The sequence below is a fragment of the Vibrio maerlii genome, from assembly GCF_003415655.1.
GTDB lineage: Bacteria > Pseudomonadota > Gammaproteobacteria > Enterobacterales > Vibrionaceae > Vibrio > Vibrio maerlii.
Window position 1 is genome coordinate 618,219 of the sequence record NZ_QRHC01000002.1, and the last position, 22,039, is coordinate 640,257.

The window sequence follows — 22,039 nt, forward strand, 5'->3', positions numbered from 1 at the left end:
AACGATCAAGTAAAACAACGCATGACGCGCGTTATTCAATAACTAGCGGATGAGTACCAAGTCAACTTCGAGCAGATGCGTGAAACGCTCTATAAGGATACTGGCGATTGGGTAACTGTTGAAGATTATCCGAATTATGAAGTACATACGTCTAGCCAACTGTATCGAAACAAATCAACACATGTAATCCTACAGCCCAACAAACAAGGCATCATCGCTTTGCGTCACCAAGGCAAGCGCAAATCCGTAAGATTGCGTAAGACCGCTCTAGCTACTCTGGAGGTGCAAAATGATTAATTACGAGTTAGCAGAAAAAGCCATCGAAAGCGTCATTGCTCTTGTTACTAAAAGACGATTTAATGCCTATGCAGGAGTTGAAAACGCTTTACCGTTCAACTGAAGATGACAAGGTTAAGTTCTCGATTCTCAAAGAAATGTTAAGCTTTGGAAATGACAAACAATACATAGAATCTGAGGCTACTACGCCATCGAATGAGTCAAGAGAAGATCTTGAAAAGGCGCTATTTGATGCGTTGAAAGACAAATTTGATTAACGCTATAAGCCCGCTATATAAGCGATAAAGGTAAGCAAATTACAAATAATCCGCGTTAGAATAGGGAGCCTTGTTGCTCCCTTTTTTTATTGCACCTTACCTCTTAAAGATTTGGTTTGAGATTTCCGTTTCTTTGCGTCTACTCTGCGCTTCTGTGAGGCTCTTGTGGGCTTGGTTGGTCTACGTGTTTTCTGTACTACAGTAGCTGACAATATAAGCTGTTTGAGGCGCTCTAGTGCGTCTTCTCGGTTCTGTTCTTGGGTTCGGTACTGTTGGGCTTTGATTATGATAACGCCGTCTTTGGTGATCCGAGAGTCGGTCAGAGCCAAGAGTCTCTCTTTGTAGAATTGAGGTAAAGTAGACCGCTTGATATCAAAACGTAAGTGTATGGCTGTGCTCGTTTTATTTACTTTCTGTCCACCAGCGCCCATTGCTCTGATAGCCGTTAGCTCAATTTCCCATTCAGCTAGTTCAACGTTGTTTGAGATTTTAAGCATGAGTAGTTCTTTGTGGTTCTAGTATGGAAAAGATGTTGTTGACGTTCTGACCGCCAGCACCTTGGGCACGTATTGCGGTTAGTTGGATCTCCCATGCTTGCAGAGTGATTTTGTTGGAAATTTGCAGCATTGGTTGATCCTTTGAGGTTGAAGAGGTGCGATCTTAGGTAACTTTAGGCTTAATGACAACGGATAAAATAGGTAATGTCGCAGCTTCCTGACAGCCAAAACTCACATCATGAGCTAGCTTTATAGGTGTTAATGATAGTAAGAAGGGGCCACTTATGATGAATCCAGTTGGATGGTTTGAAATCTACGTTGACGACATGCCGAGAGCGATCAATTTTTACCAAACCGTTTTTGATACCAAGCTAGAGTTACTTGAGAGTGATGGCAAGATGGAAGTGGAGATGTGGCTATTCCCATCTTCTATGGAGAGTTATGGAGCGGCCGGTGCCTTGGCAAAAATGGAGAATGTGTCAGCAGGTGGCAACAGTACTATGGTCTACTTTTCCTGTGAAGATTGCAGTGTTGAAGAGGCGAGAGTTGATGGTGCTGGAGGTCAGGTTGTGCATCCCAAATTCGCCATCGGTCAACACGGCTTTATCTCGGTTGTTGCCGATAGTGAAGGGAATATGATTGGTCTTCACTCTATGGCTTAAATCAGAAGAAAAATGCCTCTTGCATTGGTTATGAATGCAAGAGGCCTTGTTAGATGAAGTTCAAGTTCGTTTACGCTTCTTCAGCTACCTTCCATTTGGTTAATCCGAGTAGTTTCTCACCCAGTTGTGTTAGTTCTGCACGTGGGTATTTATTTTGCTCCCAGTTTCTAGGGTCACCAGGGAACGCAAACCCCTCTGGTGCGAGCCTTTCTTGCCATGACTTCACGCGCCAATCACGAATGGTATCGTTGTTTTCTTCAGCTGGCACCATGGAAATATACTGAGCCATGCGAACTTGATTCGATTGGTTTGGGCGAATACCGTGAGGAAGTAAGCTATTGAAAATCAATAGGTCACCAGCTTTCATTTCGATGAACTCCACATCAAACCCGGATAGGTCGGGTACATAAGGGTCGCGATCTTCCGGTTGTGTTTTGCGCCACTCTTCAAGTTGGCGGTAGAGCTCTGGTACGCACTGAAACCCACCCGTTTGCGCGGCTTCATTAGTATCTGATAGAGCTAACACTCCTTGCACGTTGACGGGTAGCGGATCTAAAGACGAATCCGCATCCCAATGAATGAAACCACCAAACTCACGACCTGATTTATTTGGTGGGTTTAAGTTCGCTCGGTCTATCGTTACCCAAAGCTCTTCTTGGTCCCAAATATCGGCGAAGGTGTTGTAGACATTCTCGTTCTGGCGGTTGTCCTACAATACTTGGTTGTTGTAACACTCAACCATGCCAGAGTTGTTTAGCTCTACCATCGCGTGGTCTCGGCGCTGTGCTTGATACCAAGTCTCGGGGTTATTCGAATCCATCTCTTGGAACTCCCACAAGAAGTCTTGTGAGCGTTTTACAGCCTCTGGAGAAATGATCTGTGGAATCACCAGGTAGCCATTGTGCTGCCAAAAGTCGAACTGCTCTTGGGTTAGCTGTTTAAGTGGTAGCTGCTTTTTAATATCTTTTAATTGTGCTGAATTGATATTGGAGACACTGTTGTTGCCAGGAGCATTGTCACCAAAACCGTATTTATTCTTCATGTGGAATCCTTATGTAGGGCTGATTTTTATAGTTATAAATAGATAGAGTTATAAACAGACGAGCTTTCTGCTTGATCACATTCTGGCAACAAATATAGGCGTTTGGTGATACAAGTTGAGCAATTAATGATACTTTTTGGTCGAATTTATGTATTTGTGTAGATGGTTTGTATTGTTAATGAAGGCGCAGTTTGAAAAAGTAGAGTACGACAAAGACAGTTCGTGGCAGTTACTGATACGTCGTTTAGAGGAGATCCCATTCGAATGGCACTTCCACCCTGAGTTTGAGTTAACGCTTACTTTAAACAGCGTAGGAGAGCGTTATATCGGCGGTACAGTTTCTGAGTATGCCGATTTAGATTTGGTCTTGCTAGGGCCCAATATACCGCATACTTGGCAGTCTCGTGTCAGTGTCAATCAACAAAAAAGGCAGAAGGTTTATGTCTTGTGGTTTGATATGCAGTGGTTAGATGATGTCACACGATTATTTCCTGAGTGCAAACCGATTAAGCCAATGATGCAACTGGCAATGCGAGGGCTGCATTTCTCTCCGCAGGTCGCGAAAGACATACTCCCTCTGTTTTTACAGCTAGACGAGGCATGTGCGGCCAAGCGGTTGGCGCTGTTGTTACAAATATTGGATAAACTTAGGCAGCAACTGGATGCTGAACCTATTTTAGCTGAACAAGCTCAGTATTCGTTGGACAATGATAAACGCGAACAGCGGTTACTTGGTTCTTTACTTGAGCGAATTCACGCTGGCTATACTCAGAGCATCATGCTGTCTGATCTAGCAGAGTTAGTGGGGATGAGCGAAAGCACTCTGCGGCGCTTTTTTAGAAAGACGATGGGGCAGAGCGTTAGCCATTACATCACTCAGGTACGCTTGGGTAAGGCATGCTCACTGCTAATCCAATCCGATAAACCTATTGCACTGATCGCGGAGATGTCTGGGTTTAGCAATTTGTCGAACTTCAATCGTCTGTTTTTAAAGTATAAACAGATGAAACCGAAGGAGTTTAGGACGAAGTTCGAAAGAGCTTATTAACTCGAAACTCTCAAATCTCTGAATACCGCTTCGTTTGGTTGGCTCTTATCACCACTAAAGGTATACAGCATCAAGCCTTCCTCTTCTCCTGCTAGCGCATCGACAGATTGAATAGTGATCCATTGAGAATCTTTGTTTGTGCGATAAAAAGCGGTGACTTTCCCGTCTGACTTCTCTAGCTTTATATCAACGCTTTCATCTTGATAATCAATACGTTGGTTCACCTTTGGAGAACCTTTTTGTTCAGTCACAAAAACAAGAGATAGCTTGCCATCGAACAGTTCTTTACTGATCTTGATGTAGTTGGCGTTGTCCCAATAGATACCGAGACCAGCCTGTTCGAAGGTGAGTCTTGGCGTCAGCGTTACATGAATTTCAGCGCTGTATTGCCCGGAGATATGTGGATAGACAAACGTGTTGCAGACTTCTTGGTACCAGCCTCCCCAGATGTTCCCTTCCTGAACACACATATGCAGAGCACCATCAACGATAGACCAATCTTCTTTGACCTCTGATTTGATCGTCCAGTTAGAAAGGTTTGCGCAGTGTGCATCAGAAGAGTGAAGTGAAAACATAGGGTTGCCTCGTATCAATATTGTGTATTGATACTAAAGCATTTTGATGCGTATCGGTATTAGGCAGGTGCAAGAATGATTCTCAAATCATTTTTGAGAATAACATGATAAGGACTAATCTTTTAAAGTGATTCGGGATGTATGGCATAAACGTCCGCAGATTCATGTGCCCGAGATACGTAAGAAATCGCTTCGCTTCGCGAGCTAACACCAATCTTTTTGTACAGCTTATAGATATGGGTTTTGACTGTGCTCTCTGCCAGAAAGAACTCACTCGCAATCTGTTGATTACTGTAGCCAAGGACAAGCTTATCTAAGATTTGCCTTTCGCGTTTAGTCAGCATGGATACTGAACTTTCATAAGGCAACGAAACCTGTCGGTAGCGTTCGAGTTTTGCGTTCAAAAGTTCTCTCGGTAACCACATACCGCCATCAAGCACCTCTTCTACCGCTTTGTTTAGGTGCTCAGCTGGTGAGCTCTTGAAGAGTAAACCTTTGATCCCGCGCCATTGGACGAACATTCCCAATGAAGCATTCTTAGGAACGTTGTAGACAATATGTTTATGCCTATCGATGCATCTCAAGTCGTTAGGTATCAGATTATGGATGTCTGAGTAATCCAAAAGAATTAAAAACTCTTCTTCCAATTGATAAAAGCTTGGTAGCTCTTTGGTTGACTTAAGAATGACATCTGTCGAGCTTACTTGTTTAAGTTGCTGCTCTACTAAGCGTGTAACCATACTTTCTTCGCCAAGAAGTAGTATTTGATGTTGAGTGTTAATCATACGACCCATTCCATTGGTATACCCCCTTCATGAGCCTAGCAACAAAACGACACTCTTCCATTGTTACTGAGGTGCTCTTTCTATAAATGTGATATGGACCAAGTGCGATAAATAGTTAGTTTGTTGATTTATATGAAAAATAATTTTACTTTATTGAAAAGTAGTATGAAGAATTACTACTTTGAGCTCTCACAACACTACGTTTTATGGCTTTGTTCTGAAGATTGAAAGCCACATTAAGGGAGAAAAAACTAATACCGTATGTCGCCCTTGTCTCATGGATTGAGACACTCTCTGTATCACTTGAGACATTCAATCACTCTAAAGTTAAGTTAACTTATTGATTAATCGTTAGGCAACTTCTGGCACATCGTTTGCGTTAACCATGTTCGTGAAAAAACAACGATGGCTAGTTGAATGATAATAACTAAAAATATTCGCCTAGGGCTCACGTGTTCAGTCATTTGTGCTCTTACTACTGCTCTTATTTCTACAGAGAGCTTCGCTTCTGACTTGGTCACGCTGGGAGAAAAGGCTTTCTCTCAAACCGAGGGAATCGTTGCGGTTAACGTGGCGGCTGGGAATAACAACAATCAAAGCTCAAACTTTGTTCACTCTCAGGGCAAGGCACGTCAGTTGGTTGTTGTGGTGAATCAAGGTGTGTCGCAACAACTAGACAGCGCCAAAGTAGAGGTTCAAAGCCAAGCCTTTAACGATAGTAGCGGTTATATCAGTATTCAGTTGGCTGCAGGTGACGCCAACAATCAGCATAACGTTGTGATGTTTAGCCCCGACAGTTTGGCGGGCTATGTATCGTTCGACTTGAGTGACCAAAGGGCATCTGCCTCGGGTCAATCTCCAGCCATATCCCAAGAAAACCTTTCTGTTGAACTCTCTCCAAATGCTTTAAGTGGTGCATCAGGGGTGGTTCAAATGAGCCAAATCGCCGGTTCTGGCAATACCGCGCGAAATACCTTTCAAATGCCAACAACCCTAAATTGATCTCTTAGAGATGAGGAAGATTACCATGGAAAAACAATGGAATAAGGTGCCCTTAGCCGTCGTGATAGGTGCGATATTGTCGTCGCCGGCTTATGCGGCTAGCCTGGACGTGAAGGCTGAAAATATTCAAGTTTCTGCCGATAATAATGTCAATATTAACTTTAAAAATATCGAAGGTACCAACATCGCCAATGAGGCTGAGGTCTCTGGAAATGCATTCAATGCAACCTCTGGTATTATCCATTCGAATACTTCGGCAGGTTATTATAACCTGGGCAGCAACAATGCTTCTATTGCCGCACGTCTTGAGTCTTCAGGTGCAAAGAAAGATGCGAGTGTTAGTGCTCAATCTTTACAAGGAAGCTCAGGCGAAAACTTGACGTCAACAAGAGATAAAGGGGGAGATGGAGATAATACAGCGCAAATTGTTAGTGTAGAAAATAATAATATTGTTAGTTCGCCATTTGCGAGTGCGTCTGGTTTGATTGGTGTCAATGTCGCTGCAGGTATATCTAACCTACAAGCAAACAATGTGGCAATGGGGAATGCTGAAGATGCTGGTGTGCTGACCTTAGAGGCCCAATCGACCCAGCAGATTGGCGGCCTTAGTCGAAATGATAATGCGGATTCGGAAGGCAATAATATTAACTCTTTAGGTCCAGATAATGTGGCGAAAGTAGATGCAGCGTTTAATATTGGTGCTGCAGGTGTCATTGGTGTAAATGTTGCTTCAGGTATGGCGAACCAACAATCAAACTCTGTCGCATTAGCTAATTATGTAAGCGCAGATGCAAATTACACTAGTGATCCTAATGATCCTCTTGCGAATGATAATGTTGTAGTAGAAGAAATCGAAATAGGAGTTCCTTTAACAGAACTACCCAATAATACGAATGCTCAACAGTCGCTTGATGGGTTTACAGAAGCAACGGAGATTTCAATCTCTAGTAATAATAGCCAGAAGGTTGATGGCAATGTGGTCGTTGTAGATGGTAAACCAAGACGTTACCAGGATAACTCTGCTGACCTATCTAATTCATTTATCGGTGCAAGTGGTATTGTTGGTACTAACATTACTGCTGGTGATATAAATGCGCAAAGCAATAATGTGTCACTGGGTGTAGTTGCACTAGGAGTTGAAGCTACTAGTGATGACGTGGTTACTTCAGTGATTGTAAATTCTGATAGTGCTCAGACAATTCAAAATAATGATATTACCTACACAAACAATGTTGGTAATACCGAAAATGATCCAATCCCTGATCCTTTAAACCCTTCAGATAACACGGCATCTATCAATTCATCGAGCTTTGGGGACTTTAAAGGTATCGGTGGAGCCAACGTAACAGCTGGGCAAGCAAATACTCAAGCAAATAATGCTGCGCTATCTGTAATGGAGCCAAATGGCAACGGTCCTGTAGATAAAGTTAGTATCGGTGCAAACTCAGCACAGACCATATCAGGTAACAATCTAGTACAAACATACGGTTCCGAAATTCAGAACGGAGCTGACTATCCAGGGCAAGTACAAAATAACGCTAATCTTGAAGGTGGAGCCTTTACCGGTGCTCGTGGTGTTATCGGAGCAAACATTGCTGCTGGCCAAGCAAATGCTCAGTCAAACCAAACTGCGGTAGGTTATGTTGCCGGTTGGGTGGATGACCAAGGTAGCCAAGACACTATGGAAATGAATGAGATAGCCGCAAGTTCAACTCAAACGGTTACTAATAATTCGGTTAGTACTCTAACGGCAGATAGCGTTGATTTGGATGAAACTAATTCTGAAGGCTACTTCAATGAGAACAATGCAACAATAACGGGCAACTCATTTGAAACTGCGTCTGGTATTGCAGGGGCAAACGTGGCTGCAGGTCAAAATAACGCCCAAGCTAATAATGTCGTTGTAAGTAGAGTACTCGGTGATGCAAATACAACCACATTAGAGGCAGATAATACTCAAATTATTACTCTACAAAATAAGGAACTGCCCTCTGACGAGCATCAGCTTGGTGCTATCGACTTAACTTCAAGAGCTTCTATTGACACTAATTTTGCTGGAGATATGAAGGGTGTAGTTGGGGTTAACGTTGCCGCTGGGCAGTCGAACGCGCAAAGTAATAATGTGGCAATTGCAACTTATAGCGACCGTACGGAAGGCAGTACAGTAAGTGCTGGTGTGGAGAATAACCAAACTATATCTGAGAACATTGTACTCGCTTCAGAAGATGGGATGATTGATAACGACAGTAAAATCAATGGCTCGTTTACTAGTTCAGTGACAGGAGTGCTAGGTGTCAATATTGGTGCAGGTCAATCAAACGCACAGAGCAATAATGTTGCATTTGCAGATTATGAAGATGTTGGCGATGCTGATGAACTAGCTTTATCTGCCAAGAATACGCAAACAGTGCAACTCAACACTACAACAACAGGTGATGAATCGGATGGAGCCATAGATAACAACGCAATTGTGAGTGGTTCTTTTACTGGTAGTATTTCCGGAGTTGCAGGTGTGAACTCTGCCGCAGGTCAAGCAAATGCTCAAAGCAATAATGTTGCCCTATCAAATCATACGGTTTCTGGTACAGCTAATGGAATGCGTATTATCTCATCAGATAATACTCAGAATGTTGGAGGACGAAGCGCCCTAGGAAATGATGTTGTAATTGGTAACGGTAGCATGGTTGAGATAGTTAATTCATCTTCTATTTCAGGCTCTTTCAATGGTGGTGTGTCTGGTGTGTCTGGTGTGTTGGGAGCGAACAGCGTAGCAGGCCAAGCGAATGCTCAAGCAAACAACCTTGCTATCGGTGTCCAGGTTGATAATGCAGATTCTACAGCAGGATCGCGAAGTGCAGACGGTACAGGCTTAGGAACCGTAGAGGCAGTAAATACTCAACGAATTGTAAAAAATTTAGCTGGTTTGAGTTCCGAAGATGAAGAACAGCTAGGCTCAACGACTAACATTTCGGTTGTCGATAGCTCTTTCACTGGCGGTGTTTCTGGCGTTGTTGGTGTGAATAGCACTGCAGGTCAATTTAACGCGCAAGCAAACAATGTAGCCCTAACCAATTCTTCTGTAGGAGGTAGTGATATTTCCCCTTTAAACGTAACAGGCGTTAATGCATCCTCTGCAAACGTTGCTGGTGTGCTTGCAGTTAATGAGCAGGAAGTCATTGGTAGTGATGTTTTTTTGATTGGTGATGATGACACTGCAATGAGCTTTGAGAACACTACAAAAGTGACTGGTTCATTTAATGGTGTTACAGGTATTGTGGGTGTTAACAATGCGGCAGGTCAGGCGAATGCGCAAGCAAATAACGCAGCACTTGCTTCAGATTCCGATGCAAGTTCGACATTAGGAAGTGTAGCGACAGCTGCGCTCAGCCTTCAAGAATCCGATGGAGTAGATATCGCACTCTATGAATCATACAGTAACGAAGCGAGTATTACGGGTTCATTTAACAATTCTGTAAAAGGTATTATTGGTGTCAACGTCGCGGCTGGACAAGCTAACTTACAAGCTAACAGTGCAGCATTATCTGTTAACGAGTCAGCAGTAGAGTCTGTAGCGGTTGCTGGTAATGCTCAATTGATTGGTGCAAATTTGGATGAAGGAGCAAATGATGGTTCAAATCGTGGCCTTGGTACACCAATGACTGTAACGTTAGAAGATTTCCAAAATACTGCAAAACTTGATAATTCGTTCAATCAATCAAACGGTATCTTAGGTGTAAATATCGCCTCGGGACAGTTGAATGCTCAAACCAACAATGTTGCCGTCGCGGTTTCTGAAAACGATGCCTCAACTGCGTCAACAGGAGCGCTTAATATTCAACTTTCAGTCATCAATGAAGTTGACTACTCTGTCCCAGGGCAATATACAGCAACGCTCGGTGGTAATGTCTTTACAGGTGCTTCGGGGGTTATAGGTACCAATATCGCAGTGGGTGTCGGTAATGGCCAATCAAATAACGTAGCTATGCAAGTCACTAACGGCGATGCGACACTTGCTTCTGCGGCTAATGTCCAAGGTAGCTTGGCAAATGGAGCTGAAACTCGTCAAGACGCAGGTGCCGTGAATGTAAGTGGGCTTGAAGGCTTTACAGACTATAGTGTGGAAAGTGTTCAGTTAACTAATTTTGCTGTTTCTGATGTCAATGGAAGTGGTACTAATAGCCAGTTCCAAAGTTTGGGCAACTACGCTTCAATTGATGGTGGCTATATGGGTGCAAACGGTGTTATCGGTGTCAACGTTGCGGCCGGTGTAGGTAACCTCCAAAGCAACAATGTGACACTTGTTGCCTCTCGTGGCAACTAAACTAAGTAGTAAATCATTATGCCCTCTTCGGAGGGCATCTTATCAACAGGGTGTGTTATGAGAGATTATCTACTGACGTTGTTCGTGCTTGCTTCTTTTCAGCTATCGGCTGCTCGCGTAGTACTCGATGGTTTGGTACCGGGTGTGGGTTCGATGGAGAAAGAAGTGGTGAGTATTAAGGAGCGTAAGTTTCTTAATATCGTTAAGCAAGAAACGGATTTTTCTTGTGGTGCGGCTTCGCTCGCAACGCTTCTTCGTTATGGCTATAACTTTGATACCAATGAAGAGCAGGTAATGCATGGCATGTTTCAGGTATCTGATGCTCAGACTGCAAGGCAGTTAGGTTTTTCTATGCTTGATATCAAGAACTACGTCGAGCGTGTACTCGGTTTAAGAGTGCAAGGTTATAACATTCCTCCGGATAAGTTGGTTGAACTCCCTATTCCTACCATTGTGCTGCTAGATGTGCGTGGCTATCGTCATTTTGTTGTCCTTAAGCGTGTTGATAAAGATGGCAATGTTTACCTTGCCGATCCAGCACTTGGCAACTTGATTTTATCTATGGAGCAGTTTGAGCAAGGTTGGCAGGGCGTTGTGTTAGCGATTGTTGGACAAGGTTATGATCAAGAGTCTCCACTGACGATGCCTTCCCCTCCGGTTACGGTGCGATCACTTGATGATCAATTTGCACCGGTTACGGCTTCTAATTTAATGGATTTTGGTTTTACAGCAGCGGAGCTGTTTTAAGGAACCGATTATGAATTACAAACTATGGACGTTACTTAGCATTGTCTCTATTCCTAGTTTTGCGAGTGTTGATTGGCAATCGATGCAAGCAACCTTGGTTGAAGAACAGCAACTCTCTCATATGCGTGGTAAGTATCGCGCTTCCCAAGCCAGTGAAGACCTCTACTTCGGTGTTCAGATGTTAACGCATTGGAGTGATGGGCAGACCAACGGCTCTGCTGGAATGAATATCGCTATAAGTAAAAGTGCTGGAACACTGACACCGACGGTTGAGATAAAACCTAACGGTACACTTGGATCGACAACGCCTACTCAGGCTCATACACAAGGTGGTGGTATGGTGCAGTTGATACAAATTGAAGGGTACGGTAACCAAGGTGCAAATTACGCGGCAATTACGGATAATATTACGCAAGGCGAACAGTCGGTAAACGATGGCTCGAATGTTGATTACTATCAATCGATAGATGCGAGTCAGGGCGAGGTGAGAGTTGGCTATCAGGTCAATTTGAGCGAGAGCAGTGTAGCGATTCAAGAGATCAGAAGCCTTACAACATCAAAAGGTGCTTATCAGGGGATTCACCTCTCTGGGAATGACCTCGTGGTGAACAATTATATGTTGATGGAGATCGCACTACCCAAATCTTGGTCCAAAAATAAATCAATAGGCTTAAATCATTCATTACTAAAAGGTTTGAAGTAGTAAGAAAGAATTAGATACCCAGTGTCTCACTCATGAGACTGCTCATGAGGAAAGTAGCGTCTAATATTTAGCGAGTTTCATACATCGGAGTGAAAATGAAAAGGAATTCGCTAGTACTGTTCGGCTATACGCTGACAGGCCTTGCCCCTTCATTGGTATTAGCAAACACAGAAGGTGGACAGGTTCAAACAACGACAGTGGCACAAGAATTAGAAAGACAAAGACAAATAAACGCTCAACTACAGGCTCAAATTCAGCAACAACAGCAAGTTATGCAACAGGTGATTAAAGCGGTTAATAATCACCAACAAGTTTTGATTGATCATCAAGGTAACATCGAAACCTTAGTTAATAAGAACAATCGTGTTTCTGCTGAGATGCAATCGCAGTTGAAAGAGCAAGCTGAGCGTACGTCTTCTACAATTCCAGAGCCCGTTGAGGTCAATGCTCAACAAAATGTGACAGCGCCAACTCCGCCTCGCCCGGAAACTCAGGCTAATCAACCTCAAGTTATCGCAAAGAGGGAGCCAGAGGTTCAGGAGTCGGCCCCAAGGAGCCGAAGTGCTGAAGATGTTTATCAAGAAGCGGGTAATGTCTTCACCCGTAAGCTGACGGTCGAAACAGCTTTTCGCTATAGCTACTTTGATCGAAAAGATCTCACGTTAAGTGGCTTCTTAGCACTCGATTCAATCTTCTTGGGTGACATCAATCTAGATAGAGTCCGTTCAAATACCTTTAATGTTGATTTTACTGGGCGATACACGATCAATGATCGCTGGCAAGTAGAGTTAGTGGTTCCGACGATTTATCGCTGGACAGACTATCAAACGGTGGGACAAAACAACTCCAGTGATGGTTTAGAGTCCGGTAAGGTGGATAGTTCAGGGATCGGTGACATCAGCGCTGGTGTTTATTACCGACTACTCAAAGAAACTGAAGACTACCCTGACTTAGTTTGGAATTTTCGTGTCACCACTCCAACAGGGGAAGACCCGTACGGCATCGCAACCAGCAGTTCTGATTCTGGCAATCTCAATACACCAGACTCTTTACCGACAGGAAGCGGTGTATGGGGGCTAGGTACTGGAATATCCATCGTCAAAACTTACGATCCAGCGATCGTTTTCCTCAACCTTAATTACACTCATCAACTTGAACAAAAATTCTCTGATATCAGTAGCGCAGATGGTGATCAAGAAGGTTACGTTAAACTAGGCGATTCTTGGGATTATGGTATCGGTGTTGCTTTTGCGATTAGTGAACGAATGAGTTTAGCGCTGAACTTCAGTCAATCGATGAGTAAAGAGTCGAAACAACGTCTAAGAGGAGGTAGTTGGGTTGACGTAACAGGTAGTGATACCAATAACGCCACGCTGGGTATAGGTTCGACCATGGCACTTACAGAGAATCTCAGTATGGTGACACAGGTGAGCTCTGGACTAAGTGATGATGCTGCAGACTATGCTGTGAGCGTACGTTTTCCTTATCGTTTCTAATAACAATGAATCCAAAATAAGGCTTAACTATGAAACAAGACCGTTCGGTTTCAATCATTGTATTAAGCAGCCATTTCGCTCTTTGGTCTGATTTCCTGTGTAAATATGAATGGCGTTATAAGGTTTTGCCAGTACTGAGTGCCAATGAGTTGCCTATTCACCAAGCGGAGAGGTTGGTTTTGGTCATCGACTTTTCTTGTGACGTCCTTAACTTGACTCAGCTTGAAGCTATTGCGAGGCACCATCCTAGCTTGCGAATTATCGCTTATCTAGACAAAGAGCAACGTGCCAAGCTGACCACTCATGAATTGGGTTGTATCTCTCGCTATTGTGTCGACTTTTATACCAGCCCGCTTCCAGAATATGAATTGAGTAAGACTTTAGGTCATCAAGTTGGGATAGCTCAACTTGAAACGACAAGAGCAAAGCCCGGGACTTCATCAAGCTCTATTGAACACCAGGCAGGAGCTCTTAGTGGTCAATCTATTCCGATAGTAGCTTTGAATCGTCAGATATTGAGAGTAGCGCCGGCGGACGTGAATATACTAATACGTGGTGAGAGTGGTACGGGTAAGGAATTGATTGCACGTGCTTTACATCAAGCCTCTAAACGGAAGAATCACCCTTTTATCGCGGTGAACTGTGGTGGTTTGAATGAAAACTTGGTTCATTCAGAGCTGTTTGGTCATGAAAAAGGCGCTTTTACTGGTGCAAATAAAGCTAAGCCAGGGAAAGTGGCTTTAGCTGACAAAGGTACGTTATTTTTAGACGAGATTGGCGACTTGCCTTTGAGCCAACAGGCTAACTTGCTGCGCTTTCTCCAAGAAGGTGTGATTGATAGTTTAGGCAGCCATAAGTCTCAGAAAGTAGATGTAAGGGTGTTGGCTGCTACTCATGTCAATCTAGAGCAAGCGATTGAACAGGGTAAGTTCAGAGAAGACCTGTATTACCGCCTCAATGTCGTGACATTAACGTCGCCGCCATTGAGAGAGCGCGGTGACGACATCTTGCTCCTCGCCGAGCAATTTAAGCATCAGTTTGTTGAAGAGTTTTCTTCCTTGCCCTTAGAGTTCAGTGAGGAAGCCAAGTTAGTTATGCTCAAACATGGATGGTCTGGTAACGTTCGAGAGCTAATCAACGTTATTAAGCGCGCGGTATTGATGTGTGAAGGTGATTTCATTTCCTCTGAGCTTCTAGAGCTGAGTACCGTTGATGTTAATGCGCTATCGCACTCTCATTCCATTGAAAAAGAGCAATTGTTGAGAGCACTAAGGAATAGTGGTGGCACAGTGGTAGATGCGGCGCGGCTACTGGGAGTTTCTCGTGCGACTATGTATAGGCTACTCAAAAAGCATGACCTCAATACGGCTCTACAATACCTTCGCAAAAAGCCAAGCGACTTTGAATACCAATCTTAGGTTACCTTATGCTATATTGCGCGTTCTAACCCTTTAGAGTAGTCAGTGAGTAGTGGGTATGAAGCTTTTAGCAGATAAAACCGGTGAGCAATTTTTATCAATCCTTGAAGAAAATGGGGATGAACTGAAGGTTCAGTTTATTACTAATGAAGGTAAGATTATTGGGCAGCCATTCAAGGACTCGAAAGCGGGCTTATTTCTTACTGGATGGCGAGATAGAGAGACATCAACGGTTATCGGCTTAACCAAGTTTAGACAAGGTATTACTGAGGATGCTGAAGTCAGTTTTGCACTTCATCAACTCTATCCACTGGGTCGAAAGGTTAAGTTACCCTCTGGTGAGATATACCTCATTGCAAGCTATGCAAATACTCATACTGACGGATATTACATGTTCCTCAAGAAATCTTTGGATTCTGAATTGGTTCGCCTAAAAATGACGCCAGAGTGGGAGCTTCAGCCAAGTGAAAAGCTATTGAGGTTGCCGTACTATCCTGCGCCAAAAACTCAAGCAGAGCTCGATAATATTGATGAGTTTGATGCTTGGGCGGGTGGCTTTTAGTTCTCTTGTTCCAACTGCTGGAACAGCTCATCATTAATGCTTTGGTTGTAGAGAGCGTATTGTCCCTTTCTCTTTTGTTTAGCATAAGTGAGTGCCATATCCGCATGAGCCATAAGATCTTTCATGGTTAGGTTGTCGTTCGGGTAGACAGCTACTCCGGTGGTGACTTTTATCTCGAATGAGGTGTCGTTAATTACCATTGGCTCATTCAAACAACCGTTGATCATTTGAACATACGGCTCGATAGAGCTTTCTCCTTCTCGTTGGAAAGGAATGCTCCAAACAAATTCATCCCCCCCAAACCTCGCTACAATTGCGTTTACAGGGCAAACAGACTGAAAGCGTTTCGCCACCTGCTTGATGACTTCATCACCAACTTGGTGACCGTATTGATCATTGATTCTCTTAAAATGAACCACATCGACAAAGAATACGGCGACGTTGCCGGATTGAGCATGAGCGTGAAGAAGGTGCTGCTTGGCCACTTTTTCAAAACGAGTGCGGTTTGGTAGTTCAGTTAAGCCATCATGCTCAGCTTGATAACGAAGCTGCTCTTTTTGGCTTTGAAGCTGAGTGAAGTGCTGCGAAATCTGTAATTGATAGCTTTTAAATCGCTTACTTAGGTACTGACTTAAGGCAAAAGAGAACAGTGATAGTAGTGCTGCCAGTGGTAGCAAAATGAGCGTGATATTGATGATTTCGGAGTTGTGCTGTTTATGTAGTTGCTCAACTAAAAGATCCGTTTCTGCCTCAAGTCCACTAAGTTTGATACCAGAACCAATGATCCACTGCCAGGGCTCATCAAAAGTGACAAAGCTTAGTTTATCCTGCAGTTCTGTATTCTCACCAACGATTTCATGAATGTGACTCGTGTGTTGGATGAAGGCTGAGTTTTGCCCATTTTGTTCAATTTGTAGTAACGCTTTGTTGGCTAGCATTGGAAAGGCTTTACCAATGAATTCAGGCTGGCTGTGTGCGATCACTTTACCTGCGCGATCTAGAATAAACAGGTTGTCGTCGTGATCGTGATGAATGGTTGAAACCCAGTGGATGAGCTGTTTTTGAATTGCTTGCTCAACTTCGACAATATATTCCCCCGTTCCTATGAACCAATTGAAGGGTTCAAAGTAACGACCGTAGCCGATTTTTTCAAATTCACCTATTTCCCCAGGCTTAGCAAACCACCAACGGTAGAACGCAGAACCGTCATCTGATTGTTTTATTAGCTCGATGTGCTCTTTTAAAATCTCAACACCATGCGCATCTTTTGCTGAAAGACGGTTTTCTCCTTGGATATGAGGCAATAGAGGGTGCATTACATTGTTGCCTTCCATATCGAAGATAAAGAAGTAGCCTCGATTTTCATTGAAACGAATTGGCCTGAGTGCCTCTGCGATCATCTGCTTGCTGTCGGTGACCTGGACTAGACTATTCTGTTCGTAGAGTGCTTTAGCAATATTATGTGCTTCGTCGACACGCTGTTTGATCTCATTCTTTAAAACCGACTCTGTTTGCTTGCGCTCATAATCAATTTGATTAACGGTAGTTGTCACCTGTTGAGCAAGTTCAGATTTACGTGTTTCTAGTGTTTCTTCAATTAGCTTACTTTGGTAGCTCTCAAGTCGGCTTGATTGGTCACTAACATTTATAAAATAGAAAAGCGAGATAAAGAGAAGAACCAACAGAAAGGGAAGCGTTCTGAGGAGCTGCAAGATACGATGTTCAGTGTCGTTATTCATATTGATATTGAATAGATGCCGATTGATATGCAGATGAATGAGAGATAAGTTTGATATAGCCCCTCAATTTTTCCCAGTATCATCGCTCAGCAATGTTACCCCGGTCATGTTGTTGGCAATCAATGTTTATAAATGCGATACATGTTGCATAAATCTGCATCTTTATATTAGAAATTTTTGTCAACTTCGGTCGGTTAAAAGCTGAGCGATTGGAACCGTTTGTCTGATAAGTCACTAAAATGTAAATAGAAGTCATCTATAGTTAATGTAATTACCACCAAAATCGAGAGCAGTATATGGCGATAGAACAATTACACCCAGGCCAGCTTTATCATTCGGCTGAGCTAGAAAAGCTGCCATGTAAGTCGACAAAAGAGTTGCCACCTATCGATGAGATCGTCGGGCAAGAAAGAGCGCAAAAAGCGGTCGAGTTTGCGATGTCGATTAAAGAGAAAGGCTATAACATTTATGCCATTGGCCAAAACGGTTTGGGTAAGCGAACTATGATCCTTCGTTACCTGAGTCGACATGTGCACGAAAGTGACATGTTGTTTGACTGGTGCTATGTGGCGAACTTTGATGATATTCGAACGCCTAAAGTGTTAAAGCTTCCAGTCGGTGTTGGCTCCCAGCTAAAGAAAGACATCGATAAGCTGATTACCAAGCTGCTAAAAGCGATGCCTCTTGCATTTGATAACGAAATGTACTTCTCTCGTGCCGATAAGTTAAAAAATCAGCTTGTTCAGAAGCAGCAAACTGAGTTGGAAGTCATCAGTAAGGAAGCCGCAGAGCGTGGGATCAGTTTGACCCTAACAACTCAAGGTGATTATCAGTTCGTCGCGATGAACGGTGAAGAGCAGCATACTGAAGAAACGTTTGATGCATTACCGGAATCAGAGCAGGAGGCGTTTGGGAGTAAAATTGATGAGCTCGAAGTTAAATTGCGTGGCATGGTTCGTGAGTTAACGGAGTGGGAGGAGTTCTATAGTGAGAAGATTCAGAAACTGAATGATGAAGTGACGCTAGATGTCATTGCTCATTTTATTAAACAGCTCAAAAAGGACTATGCAGGTTACCCAGACATCAAGCGTTATCTCACTGAACTACAAAAAGATATTGTAGAGAATGCGGACATTTTCCTTGAAGAGAGTGGTGAGAATGCAGAAATCGCGACCGCCTCTTTAGACAAAAAAATGCCGCGTCGCTACAAGGTTAACGTTCTCGTTAGTCAAAAAGAGGAAGCCTTCCCGATCGTAGTGGAAGAGAACCCTAACTATCACTCATTATTTGGCTACATTGAAACGGCGACATTCAAAGGCACCGTGTTTACCGACTTCTCATTGATTCGCTCTGGTGCATTGCATCGAGCCAATGGCGGGGTGTTATTGATGGATGCAGTGAAAGTGCTTGAGCAGCCCTATGTTTGGGATGGGCTTAAGCGTGCATTGCGTTCGAGACAGCTTAGTTTTACTTCGCTTGAGAAAGAACTCACGCTGACAGGCGCTGTTTCGTTAGATCCAGAACCAATCCCACTCGATGTGAAAATCATTCTGTTTGGTGACTATCGTACCTATCAACTACTGCAGCATTATGATCCAGAGTTCAGCGAGCTGTTTAGGGTCACAGCTGATTTTGAAGATGAGATGATCAGAACCCCGGATTCAGAGCTGCATTACGCGCGCTTTATCTCCAGCATCGTGCACGACAATAAAATGCTGCATTGCGATAAAAAAGCCATTGCTCGCATCATTGAGCACAGCTCTCGCATTTCAGGAAACCAAGGTAAGATTTCGCTTCATTCAGCGCATATTGCGAATCTACTTCGAGAATCTAATTATGTCGCACGCAGCGCAAAATCAAACTTGATTCGTTCTAGCCATGTAGAGCAAGCATTATCAAATCAAGTGCTTAGGGTGAGCCGCTTACAAGACAGCGTAATGGAAAGTTTTACCAATGGCACGACGCTGATGCGAACCGAAGGAGAAGCAGTAGGACAGGTGAATGCATTGTCTGTACTCGCAACGAGCGACCATATGTTCGGTGCGCCAAACCGTATTACCGCAACGACCGCTTTTGGTGAAGGCGAAGTGATTGATATTGAGCGAAATGTTGACCTTGGCGGTAGCATTCACTCCAAGGGGGTGATGATTTTATCTGCCTACTTGTCATCTGTATTTGGTAAAACGGCACGTGTTCCGTTGACGACGAACATTACCTTCGAGCAATCGTACGGTGGTGTAGATGGTGACAGTGCGAGTATGGCTGAGTTCTGTGCGGTGGTGTCGGCGTTTTCGAGGCAGCCAAATCGTCAAGATATTGCGATTACTGGCTCGATGAACCAGTTTGGTGAATCTCAACCTATTGGCGGAGTAAACGAGAAAATAGAAGGCTTCTATGACGTGTGTGTTATCAAAGGGCGCCACGCTTCACAAGGGGTGATCATTCCGCGTTCTAATGTTCAGAATTTGATGCTGCGCGCAGACATTGTCAAAGCGGTTGAAAAAGGCGAGTTTAGTATCTGGGCAATCGACCATGTGACAGAAGCCGTGAAATTGTTTACGGGTAAAGAAGCTGGCGTGTCGAGTGATGAAGGAAGTTACCCGATTGATACCATCTTTGGAATTGCACAAGCGAAGCTTAATGCATTAAGAAAGTAGAACACCGACAAATAACAAGGCCGACGAATGTCGGCCTTGTTATTATCTGAGCGGTCTAAATAGATTAATCAGTTCGACTTTAAGGACAGCTTAGAGCCATCGAACTTGAGTCTCGCAAGCAGCTTTTTCGCATTTTCCAAGCCGTAGTCTTCAAACTTAATGCCGTAACGGTTGTAGTGATTCGAGCTCTGAATGTTACAAATTGAACCGGTAAGAGGAATCGAGACATCCGATTGCCTGCTGATAGAGATGTGCAACGAAATGTTGTCACCGACATGCATGGCTTTACTTAGGGTTGGTGTAATGAAACTGCATCCATTTTTGGACAAGTCACGAACCTCACAACTGAATCTGTTTTGATTGACCATGGCTTTAGCGGCGAGATTCACTTCAAAGCGAGGTTCTTTTCGTAGCTGAGCAACTTCCATCGTTGTAGGGATGGATATCATTACCATAGGAATTGGCGTGGAGATAATGTGTTGGATTTGGCTACGGAAGCGAATAATTGCTCCTTCACCTCGCTGTGAAAGTGCTCGAACGTTAAGCCAAAAACCAGCTTGAAAAAAGAACTGATAGTCTTCTTTCGACATCTCCGGTACTTCAATTAATATGAAGTTGTGTGAATGAGTACCGATGAATGCTGTCGTACCGGTAATATTGGTACCGACAGGTGTGGTTATCGAAAAATGTAATTCACTACCATGAGCCACCATTGCAAGTGCGTCGGTGCTGTTCATTCGAGTGGTTACTTTCTCCTGCATGGGTGTTCTTAGTTCACGAACCGGTGAACGAACCTGATTCATCCTCTAACTCCAAGACGTTGATTTATTTTATAAAGTAAAACGTGAACCGTTTTTAATTGTGATTTTATTCATTCGTATTCATACTTTCAATTTATAACAGTAATTAGAAAAGTTGGGGGATTAGATTATGGGAAATAGTGTGACACATGACACGGAATTACAGCAATATCGCGTGCATTTGCAGCAAGATTACTACGCATTGGTTAAATATCATATGGAAGGGAGTGTGATGGCGATTACTCATACTCGTGTACCTGATGAGCTTCAAGGGAAAGGGTACGGAAAAGTGATGATGGAAACTGTTTTGCCTCTTATTGAGAAAGATGGCTACAAGATCAACCCTGTTTGCCCTTACGTCGCTCACTACCTTAACAAGTACCACCAATACTCCCATTTACTTACCAGCTAAATCAATGACGAATTCTCGATATGATTGGGTCAAGGATTTCTTTGGCGCTGATAGGATTACATCTGTAGAAGTCCTGCAGACTTTATGGAGTGGTTACGGTGAGTTGGCTAGGGTTGCACTGACTGGGAAAGGTGGGACTATACCCAAGTCTATTATCGTTAAATATGTCGACTTGGAGTCGAGTGGGGAGCATCCAAGAGGATGGAATACTCAGCTTTCTCATTTACGTAAGGTTCACTCCTATCAGGTGGAAGCTAACTGGTATCAAGATTATTCCAAGTACAGAAAGACTCAATGCTATTGGCCAAAGGGTATGTATACCAAGAGTACAGGCAATGCCTTTTATATTCTGATGGAAGATCTGAGTACCGCAGGATATGAGTACACGACGGCGGTCGCTACTTCTCAACACTTAGCGGCTTGTTTGCGTTGGTTAGCTCATTTTCATGCTCGTTTCATATCTGTTGAACCTACAGGGTTGTGGGAAACGGGTACATACTGGCATTTAGATACACGCCCAGATGAACTGAATAAATTGGATGACGTAGAGTTAAAGCAATACGCTGCAGAAATCGATAGGGTCCTCAATAGCAGTCCATATAAGACCATTGTTCATGGCGATGCCAAGTTAGCGAACTTCTGCTTTGACGCCGACGGAACCAAAGCCGCTGCCGTGGATTTTCAATACGTGGGTGGCGGGTGTGCAATGAAAGATGTGGCTTTGTTCATGAGCAGTGCGGTCGAGCCTAAAGAGTGTGCAGATAAAGAGGTTTGGATACTAGATACTTACTTTTCTGAACTTAAGTTAGCGTTGCTTCAATATCACCCACATCTAGATAGTGAGGATGTTGAAAGTGCATGGCGCCCATTATTTTCTTTAGCTTGGGCTGACTTTCATCGTTTCGTTAAGGGGTGGAAGCCTGGGCACTGGAAAATCAATTTCTATACTGAAGCCTTAACCCAAAGTGCTCTAAGAACGCATTTTAAGATATAGGTTGAGCACCCTTACAGGACACTTG

Annotated in this window: 22 protein-coding genes; 14 read left to right on the forward strand and 8 right to left on the reverse strand. The window is 43.5% G+C overall.

Features of this window, described 5'->3' with window-relative positions; all coding sequences use genetic code 11:
- Nucleotides 1-75: 75 nt before the first annotated feature.
- Together DPF91_RS03725 and DPF91_RS03730 are read left to right on the forward strand one after the other, a co-directional pair.
- Complete coding sequence (locus DPF91_RS03725) at nt 76-297, forward strand: hypothetical protein (protein WP_117233074.1); 222 nt, start codon at nt 76-78, stop codon at nt 295-297.
- A gap of 68 nt (nt 298-365) precedes the next feature.
- Complete coding sequence (locus tag DPF91_RS03730) at nt 366-554, forward strand: hypothetical protein (RefSeq protein WP_123766750.1); 189 nt, start codon at nt 366-368, stop codon at nt 552-554.
- Nucleotides 555-640: 86 nt separating this feature from the next.
- On the opposite strand, the gene arfB is transcribed toward DPF91_RS03730, so the two are convergent.
- Nucleotides 641-1,051 carry an alternative ribosome rescue aminoacyl-tRNA hydrolase ArfB gene (arfB, locus tag DPF91_RS03735; protein ID WP_117233076.1) on the reverse strand — a complete coding sequence of 137 codons (411 nt, stop codon included), beginning with the start codon at nt 1,049-1,051 and terminating at the stop codon, nt 641-643.
- The gene (locus DPF91_RS03740; RefSeq protein ID WP_117233077.1) at nt 1,044-1,181 is read right to left on the reverse strand and encodes a hypothetical protein; all 138 of its coding nucleotides are present in this window, start codon (nt 1,179-1,181) and stop codon (nt 1,044-1,046) included. The genes arfB and DPF91_RS03740 overlap by 8 nt, the downstream gene beginning before the upstream one ends.
- A 157-nt stretch (nt 1,182-1,338) precedes the next feature.
- Between DPF91_RS03740 and DPF91_RS03745 the strand changes: the two genes are divergently transcribed.
- Nucleotides 1,339-1,713 (forward strand): VOC family protein, encoded by a 375-nt coding sequence (locus DPF91_RS03745; protein ID WP_117233207.1) that lies wholly within the window; start codon nt 1,339-1,341, stop codon nt 1,711-1,713.
- Nucleotides 1,714-1,783: 70 nt separating this feature from the next.
- Here the strand turns inward: DPF91_RS03745 and DPF91_RS22235 are convergent, their stop codons facing one another.
- Together DPF91_RS22235 and DPF91_RS22240 are read right to left on the reverse strand one after the other, a co-directional pair.
- Complete coding sequence (locus tag DPF91_RS22235) at nt 1,784-2,248, reverse strand: phytanoyl-CoA dioxygenase family protein (RefSeq protein ID WP_338116856.1); 465 nt, start codon at nt 2,246-2,248, stop codon at nt 1,784-1,786.
- A gap of 174 nt (nt 2,249-2,422) precedes the next feature.
- Nucleotides 2,423-2,755 (reverse strand): phytanoyl-CoA dioxygenase family protein, encoded by a 333-nt coding sequence (locus DPF91_RS22240; RefSeq protein ID WP_241033751.1) that lies wholly within the window; start codon nt 2,753-2,755, stop codon nt 2,423-2,425.
- Nucleotides 2,756-2,933: 178 nt separating this feature from the next.
- On the opposite strand from DPF91_RS22240, the gene DPF91_RS03755 reads away from it, so the two are divergent.
- On the forward strand, nt 2,934-3,803 hold the full coding sequence (locus DPF91_RS03755) for an AraC family transcriptional regulator (protein ID WP_117233078.1): 870 nt from the start codon (nt 2,934-2,936) through the stop codon (nt 3,801-3,803).
- Here the strand turns inward: DPF91_RS03755 and DPF91_RS03760 are convergent.
- Nucleotides 3,800-4,378: a DUF1349 domain-containing protein gene (locus DPF91_RS03760; RefSeq protein WP_117233079.1), complete on the reverse strand. Its 579-nt coding sequence runs from the start codon at nt 4,376-4,378 to the stop codon at nt 3,800-3,802. The two genes, DPF91_RS03755 and DPF91_RS03760, sit on opposite strands and share 4 nt — an antisense overlap.
- Nucleotides 4,379-4,500: 122 nt before the next feature.
- On the reverse strand, nt 4,501-5,163 hold the full coding sequence (locus tag DPF91_RS03765; protein ID WP_164684028.1) for a response regulator transcription factor: 663 nt from the start codon (nt 5,161-5,163) through the stop codon (nt 4,501-4,503).
- Nucleotides 5,164-5,580: 417 nt separating this feature from the next.
- Here DPF91_RS03765 and DPF91_RS03770 point away from each other — a divergent pair, with 417 nt between their 5' ends.
- From DPF91_RS03770 to DPF91_RS03800, 7 genes are all read left to right on the forward strand, one after another.
- The gene (locus tag DPF91_RS03770) at nt 5,581-6,165 is read left to right on the forward strand and encodes a hypothetical protein (RefSeq protein WP_117233081.1); all 585 of its coding nucleotides are present in this window, start codon (nt 5,581-5,583) and stop codon (nt 6,163-6,165) included.
- A 25-nt stretch (nt 6,166-6,190) separates the two neighbouring features.
- Nucleotides 6,191-10,486 carry a beta strand repeat-containing protein gene (locus tag DPF91_RS03775; protein WP_117233082.1) on the forward strand — a complete coding sequence of 1,432 codons (4,296 nt, stop codon included), beginning with the start codon at nt 6,191-6,193 and terminating at the stop codon, nt 10,484-10,486.
- A gap of 57 nt (nt 10,487-10,543) precedes the next feature.
- Nucleotides 10,544-11,233 carry a C39 family peptidase gene (locus tag DPF91_RS03780; RefSeq protein ID WP_117233083.1) on the forward strand — a complete coding sequence of 230 codons (690 nt, stop codon included), beginning with the start codon at nt 10,544-10,546 and terminating at the stop codon, nt 11,231-11,233.
- A 10-nt stretch (nt 11,234-11,243) separates the two neighbouring features.
- The gene (locus DPF91_RS03785) at nt 11,244-11,936 is read left to right on the forward strand and encodes a hypothetical protein (RefSeq protein ID WP_117233084.1); all 693 of its coding nucleotides are present in this window, start codon (nt 11,244-11,246) and stop codon (nt 11,934-11,936) included.
- Between the two features lie 95 nt (nt 11,937-12,031).
- Nucleotides 12,032-13,432: a transporter gene (locus tag DPF91_RS03790; RefSeq protein ID WP_117233085.1), complete on the forward strand. Its 1,401-nt coding sequence runs from the start codon at nt 12,032-12,034 to the stop codon at nt 13,430-13,432.
- A gap of 29 nt (nt 13,433-13,461) precedes the next feature.
- Entirely contained in the window at nt 13,462-14,850 is a 1,389-nt protein-coding gene (locus tag DPF91_RS03795) for a sigma-54 dependent transcriptional regulator (protein ID WP_117233086.1), read from the forward strand.
- Between the two features lie 58 nt (nt 14,851-14,908).
- Entirely contained in the window at nt 14,909-15,412 is a 504-nt protein-coding gene (locus DPF91_RS03800; protein WP_117233087.1) for a hypothetical protein, read from the forward strand.
- Here DPF91_RS03800 and DPF91_RS03805 read toward each other — a convergent pair.
- Nucleotides 15,409-17,151, reverse strand: coding sequence for a sensor domain-containing diguanylate cyclase (locus DPF91_RS03805; RefSeq protein WP_117233088.1), 1,743 nt, complete (start codon nt 17,149-17,151; stop codon nt 15,409-15,411). The two genes, DPF91_RS03800 and DPF91_RS03805, sit on opposite strands and share 4 nt — an antisense overlap.
- A gap of 296 nt (nt 17,152-17,447) precedes the next feature.
- Here DPF91_RS03805 and DPF91_RS03810 point away from each other — a divergent pair, with 296 nt between their 5' ends.
- Nucleotides 17,448-19,808 carry a Lon protease family protein gene (locus DPF91_RS03810; protein WP_117233089.1) on the forward strand — a complete coding sequence of 787 codons (2,361 nt, stop codon included), beginning with the start codon at nt 17,448-17,450 and terminating at the stop codon, nt 19,806-19,808.
- Between the two features lie 68 nt (nt 19,809-19,876).
- On the opposite strand, the gene DPF91_RS03815 is transcribed toward DPF91_RS03810, so the two are convergent.
- On the reverse strand, nt 19,877-20,611 hold the full coding sequence (locus DPF91_RS03815) for a flagellar brake protein (protein WP_117233090.1): 735 nt from the start codon (nt 20,609-20,611) through the stop codon (nt 19,877-19,879).
- A 127-nt stretch (nt 20,612-20,738) separates the two neighbouring features.
- Between DPF91_RS03815 and DPF91_RS03820 the strand changes: the two genes are divergently transcribed.
- Both DPF91_RS03820 and DPF91_RS03825 read left to right on the forward strand, forming a co-directional pair.
- Nucleotides 20,739-21,020: a GNAT family N-acetyltransferase gene (locus tag DPF91_RS03820; RefSeq protein WP_117233091.1), complete on the forward strand. Its 282-nt coding sequence runs from the start codon at nt 20,739-20,741 to the stop codon at nt 21,018-21,020.
- A gap of 4 nt (nt 21,021-21,024) precedes the next feature.
- Entirely contained in the window at nt 21,025-22,014 is a 990-nt protein-coding gene (locus tag DPF91_RS03825; RefSeq protein ID WP_117233092.1) for a phosphotransferase, read from the forward strand.
- Nucleotides 22,015-22,039: the final 25 nt, after the last annotated feature.

What these genes read in the sequence shown, in the direction of transcription:
- DPF91_RS03725 (WP_117233074.1), top strand. Translation starts at nt 76, where the DNA reads ATGCGTGAAACGCTCTATAAGGATACTGGCGATTGGGTAACTGTTGAA.
- DPF91_RS03730 (WP_123766750.1), top strand. Translation starts at nt 366, where the DNA reads ATGCAGGAGTTGAAAACGCTTTACCGTTCAACTGAAGATGACAAGGTT.
- arfB (WP_117233076.1), bottom strand. Translation starts at nt 1,051, where the DNA reads ATGCTTAAAATCTCAAACAACGTTGAACTAGCTGAATGGGAAATTGAG.
- DPF91_RS03740 (WP_117233077.1), bottom strand. Translation starts at nt 1,181, where the DNA reads ATGCTGCAAATTTCCAACAAAATCACTCTGCAAGCATGGGAGATCCAA.
- DPF91_RS03745 (WP_117233207.1), top strand. Translation starts at nt 1,339, where the DNA reads ATGAATCCAGTTGGATGGTTTGAAATCTACGTTGACGACATGCCGAGA.
- DPF91_RS22240 (WP_241033751.1), bottom strand. Translation starts at nt 2,755, where the DNA reads ATGAAGAATAAATACGGTTTTGGTGACAATGCTCCTGGCAACAACAGT.
- DPF91_RS03755 (WP_117233078.1), top strand. Translation starts at nt 2,934, where the DNA reads ATGAAGGCGCAGTTTGAAAAAGTAGAGTACGACAAAGACAGTTCGTGG.
- DPF91_RS03760 (WP_117233079.1), bottom strand. Translation starts at nt 4,378, where the DNA reads ATGTTTTCACTTCACTCTTCTGATGCACACTGCGCAAACCTTTCTAAC.
- DPF91_RS03765 (WP_164684028.1), bottom strand. Translation starts at nt 5,163, where the DNA reads ATGATTAACACTCAACATCAAATACTACTTCTTGGCGAAGAAAGTATG.
- DPF91_RS03770 (WP_117233081.1), top strand. Translation starts at nt 5,581, where the DNA reads ATGATAATAACTAAAAATATTCGCCTAGGGCTCACGTGTTCAGTCATT.
- DPF91_RS03775 (WP_117233082.1), top strand. Translation starts at nt 6,191, where the DNA reads ATGGAAAAACAATGGAATAAGGTGCCCTTAGCCGTCGTGATAGGTGCG.
- DPF91_RS03780 (WP_117233083.1), top strand. Translation starts at nt 10,544, where the DNA reads ATGAGAGATTATCTACTGACGTTGTTCGTGCTTGCTTCTTTTCAGCTA.
- DPF91_RS03785 (WP_117233084.1), top strand. Translation starts at nt 11,244, where the DNA reads ATGAATTACAAACTATGGACGTTACTTAGCATTGTCTCTATTCCTAGT.
- DPF91_RS03790 (WP_117233085.1), top strand. Translation starts at nt 12,032, where the DNA reads ATGAAAAGGAATTCGCTAGTACTGTTCGGCTATACGCTGACAGGCCTT.
- DPF91_RS03795 (WP_117233086.1), top strand. Translation starts at nt 13,462, where the DNA reads ATGAAACAAGACCGTTCGGTTTCAATCATTGTATTAAGCAGCCATTTC.
- DPF91_RS03800 (WP_117233087.1), top strand. Translation starts at nt 14,909, where the DNA reads ATGAAGCTTTTAGCAGATAAAACCGGTGAGCAATTTTTATCAATCCTT.
- DPF91_RS03805 (WP_117233088.1), bottom strand. Translation starts at nt 17,151, where the DNA reads ATGAATAACGACACTGAACATCGTATCTTGCAGCTCCTCAGAACGCTT.
- DPF91_RS03810 (WP_117233089.1), top strand. Translation starts at nt 17,448, where the DNA reads ATGGCGATAGAACAATTACACCCAGGCCAGCTTTATCATTCGGCTGAG.
- DPF91_RS03815 (WP_117233090.1), bottom strand. Translation starts at nt 20,611, where the DNA reads ATGAATCAGGTTCGTTCACCGGTTCGTGAACTAAGAACACCCATGCAG.
- DPF91_RS03820 (WP_117233091.1), top strand. Translation starts at nt 20,739, where the DNA reads ATGGGAAATAGTGTGACACATGACACGGAATTACAGCAATATCGCGTG.
- DPF91_RS03825 (WP_117233092.1), top strand. Translation starts at nt 21,025, where the DNA reads ATGACGAATTCTCGATATGATTGGGTCAAGGATTTCTTTGGCGCTGAT.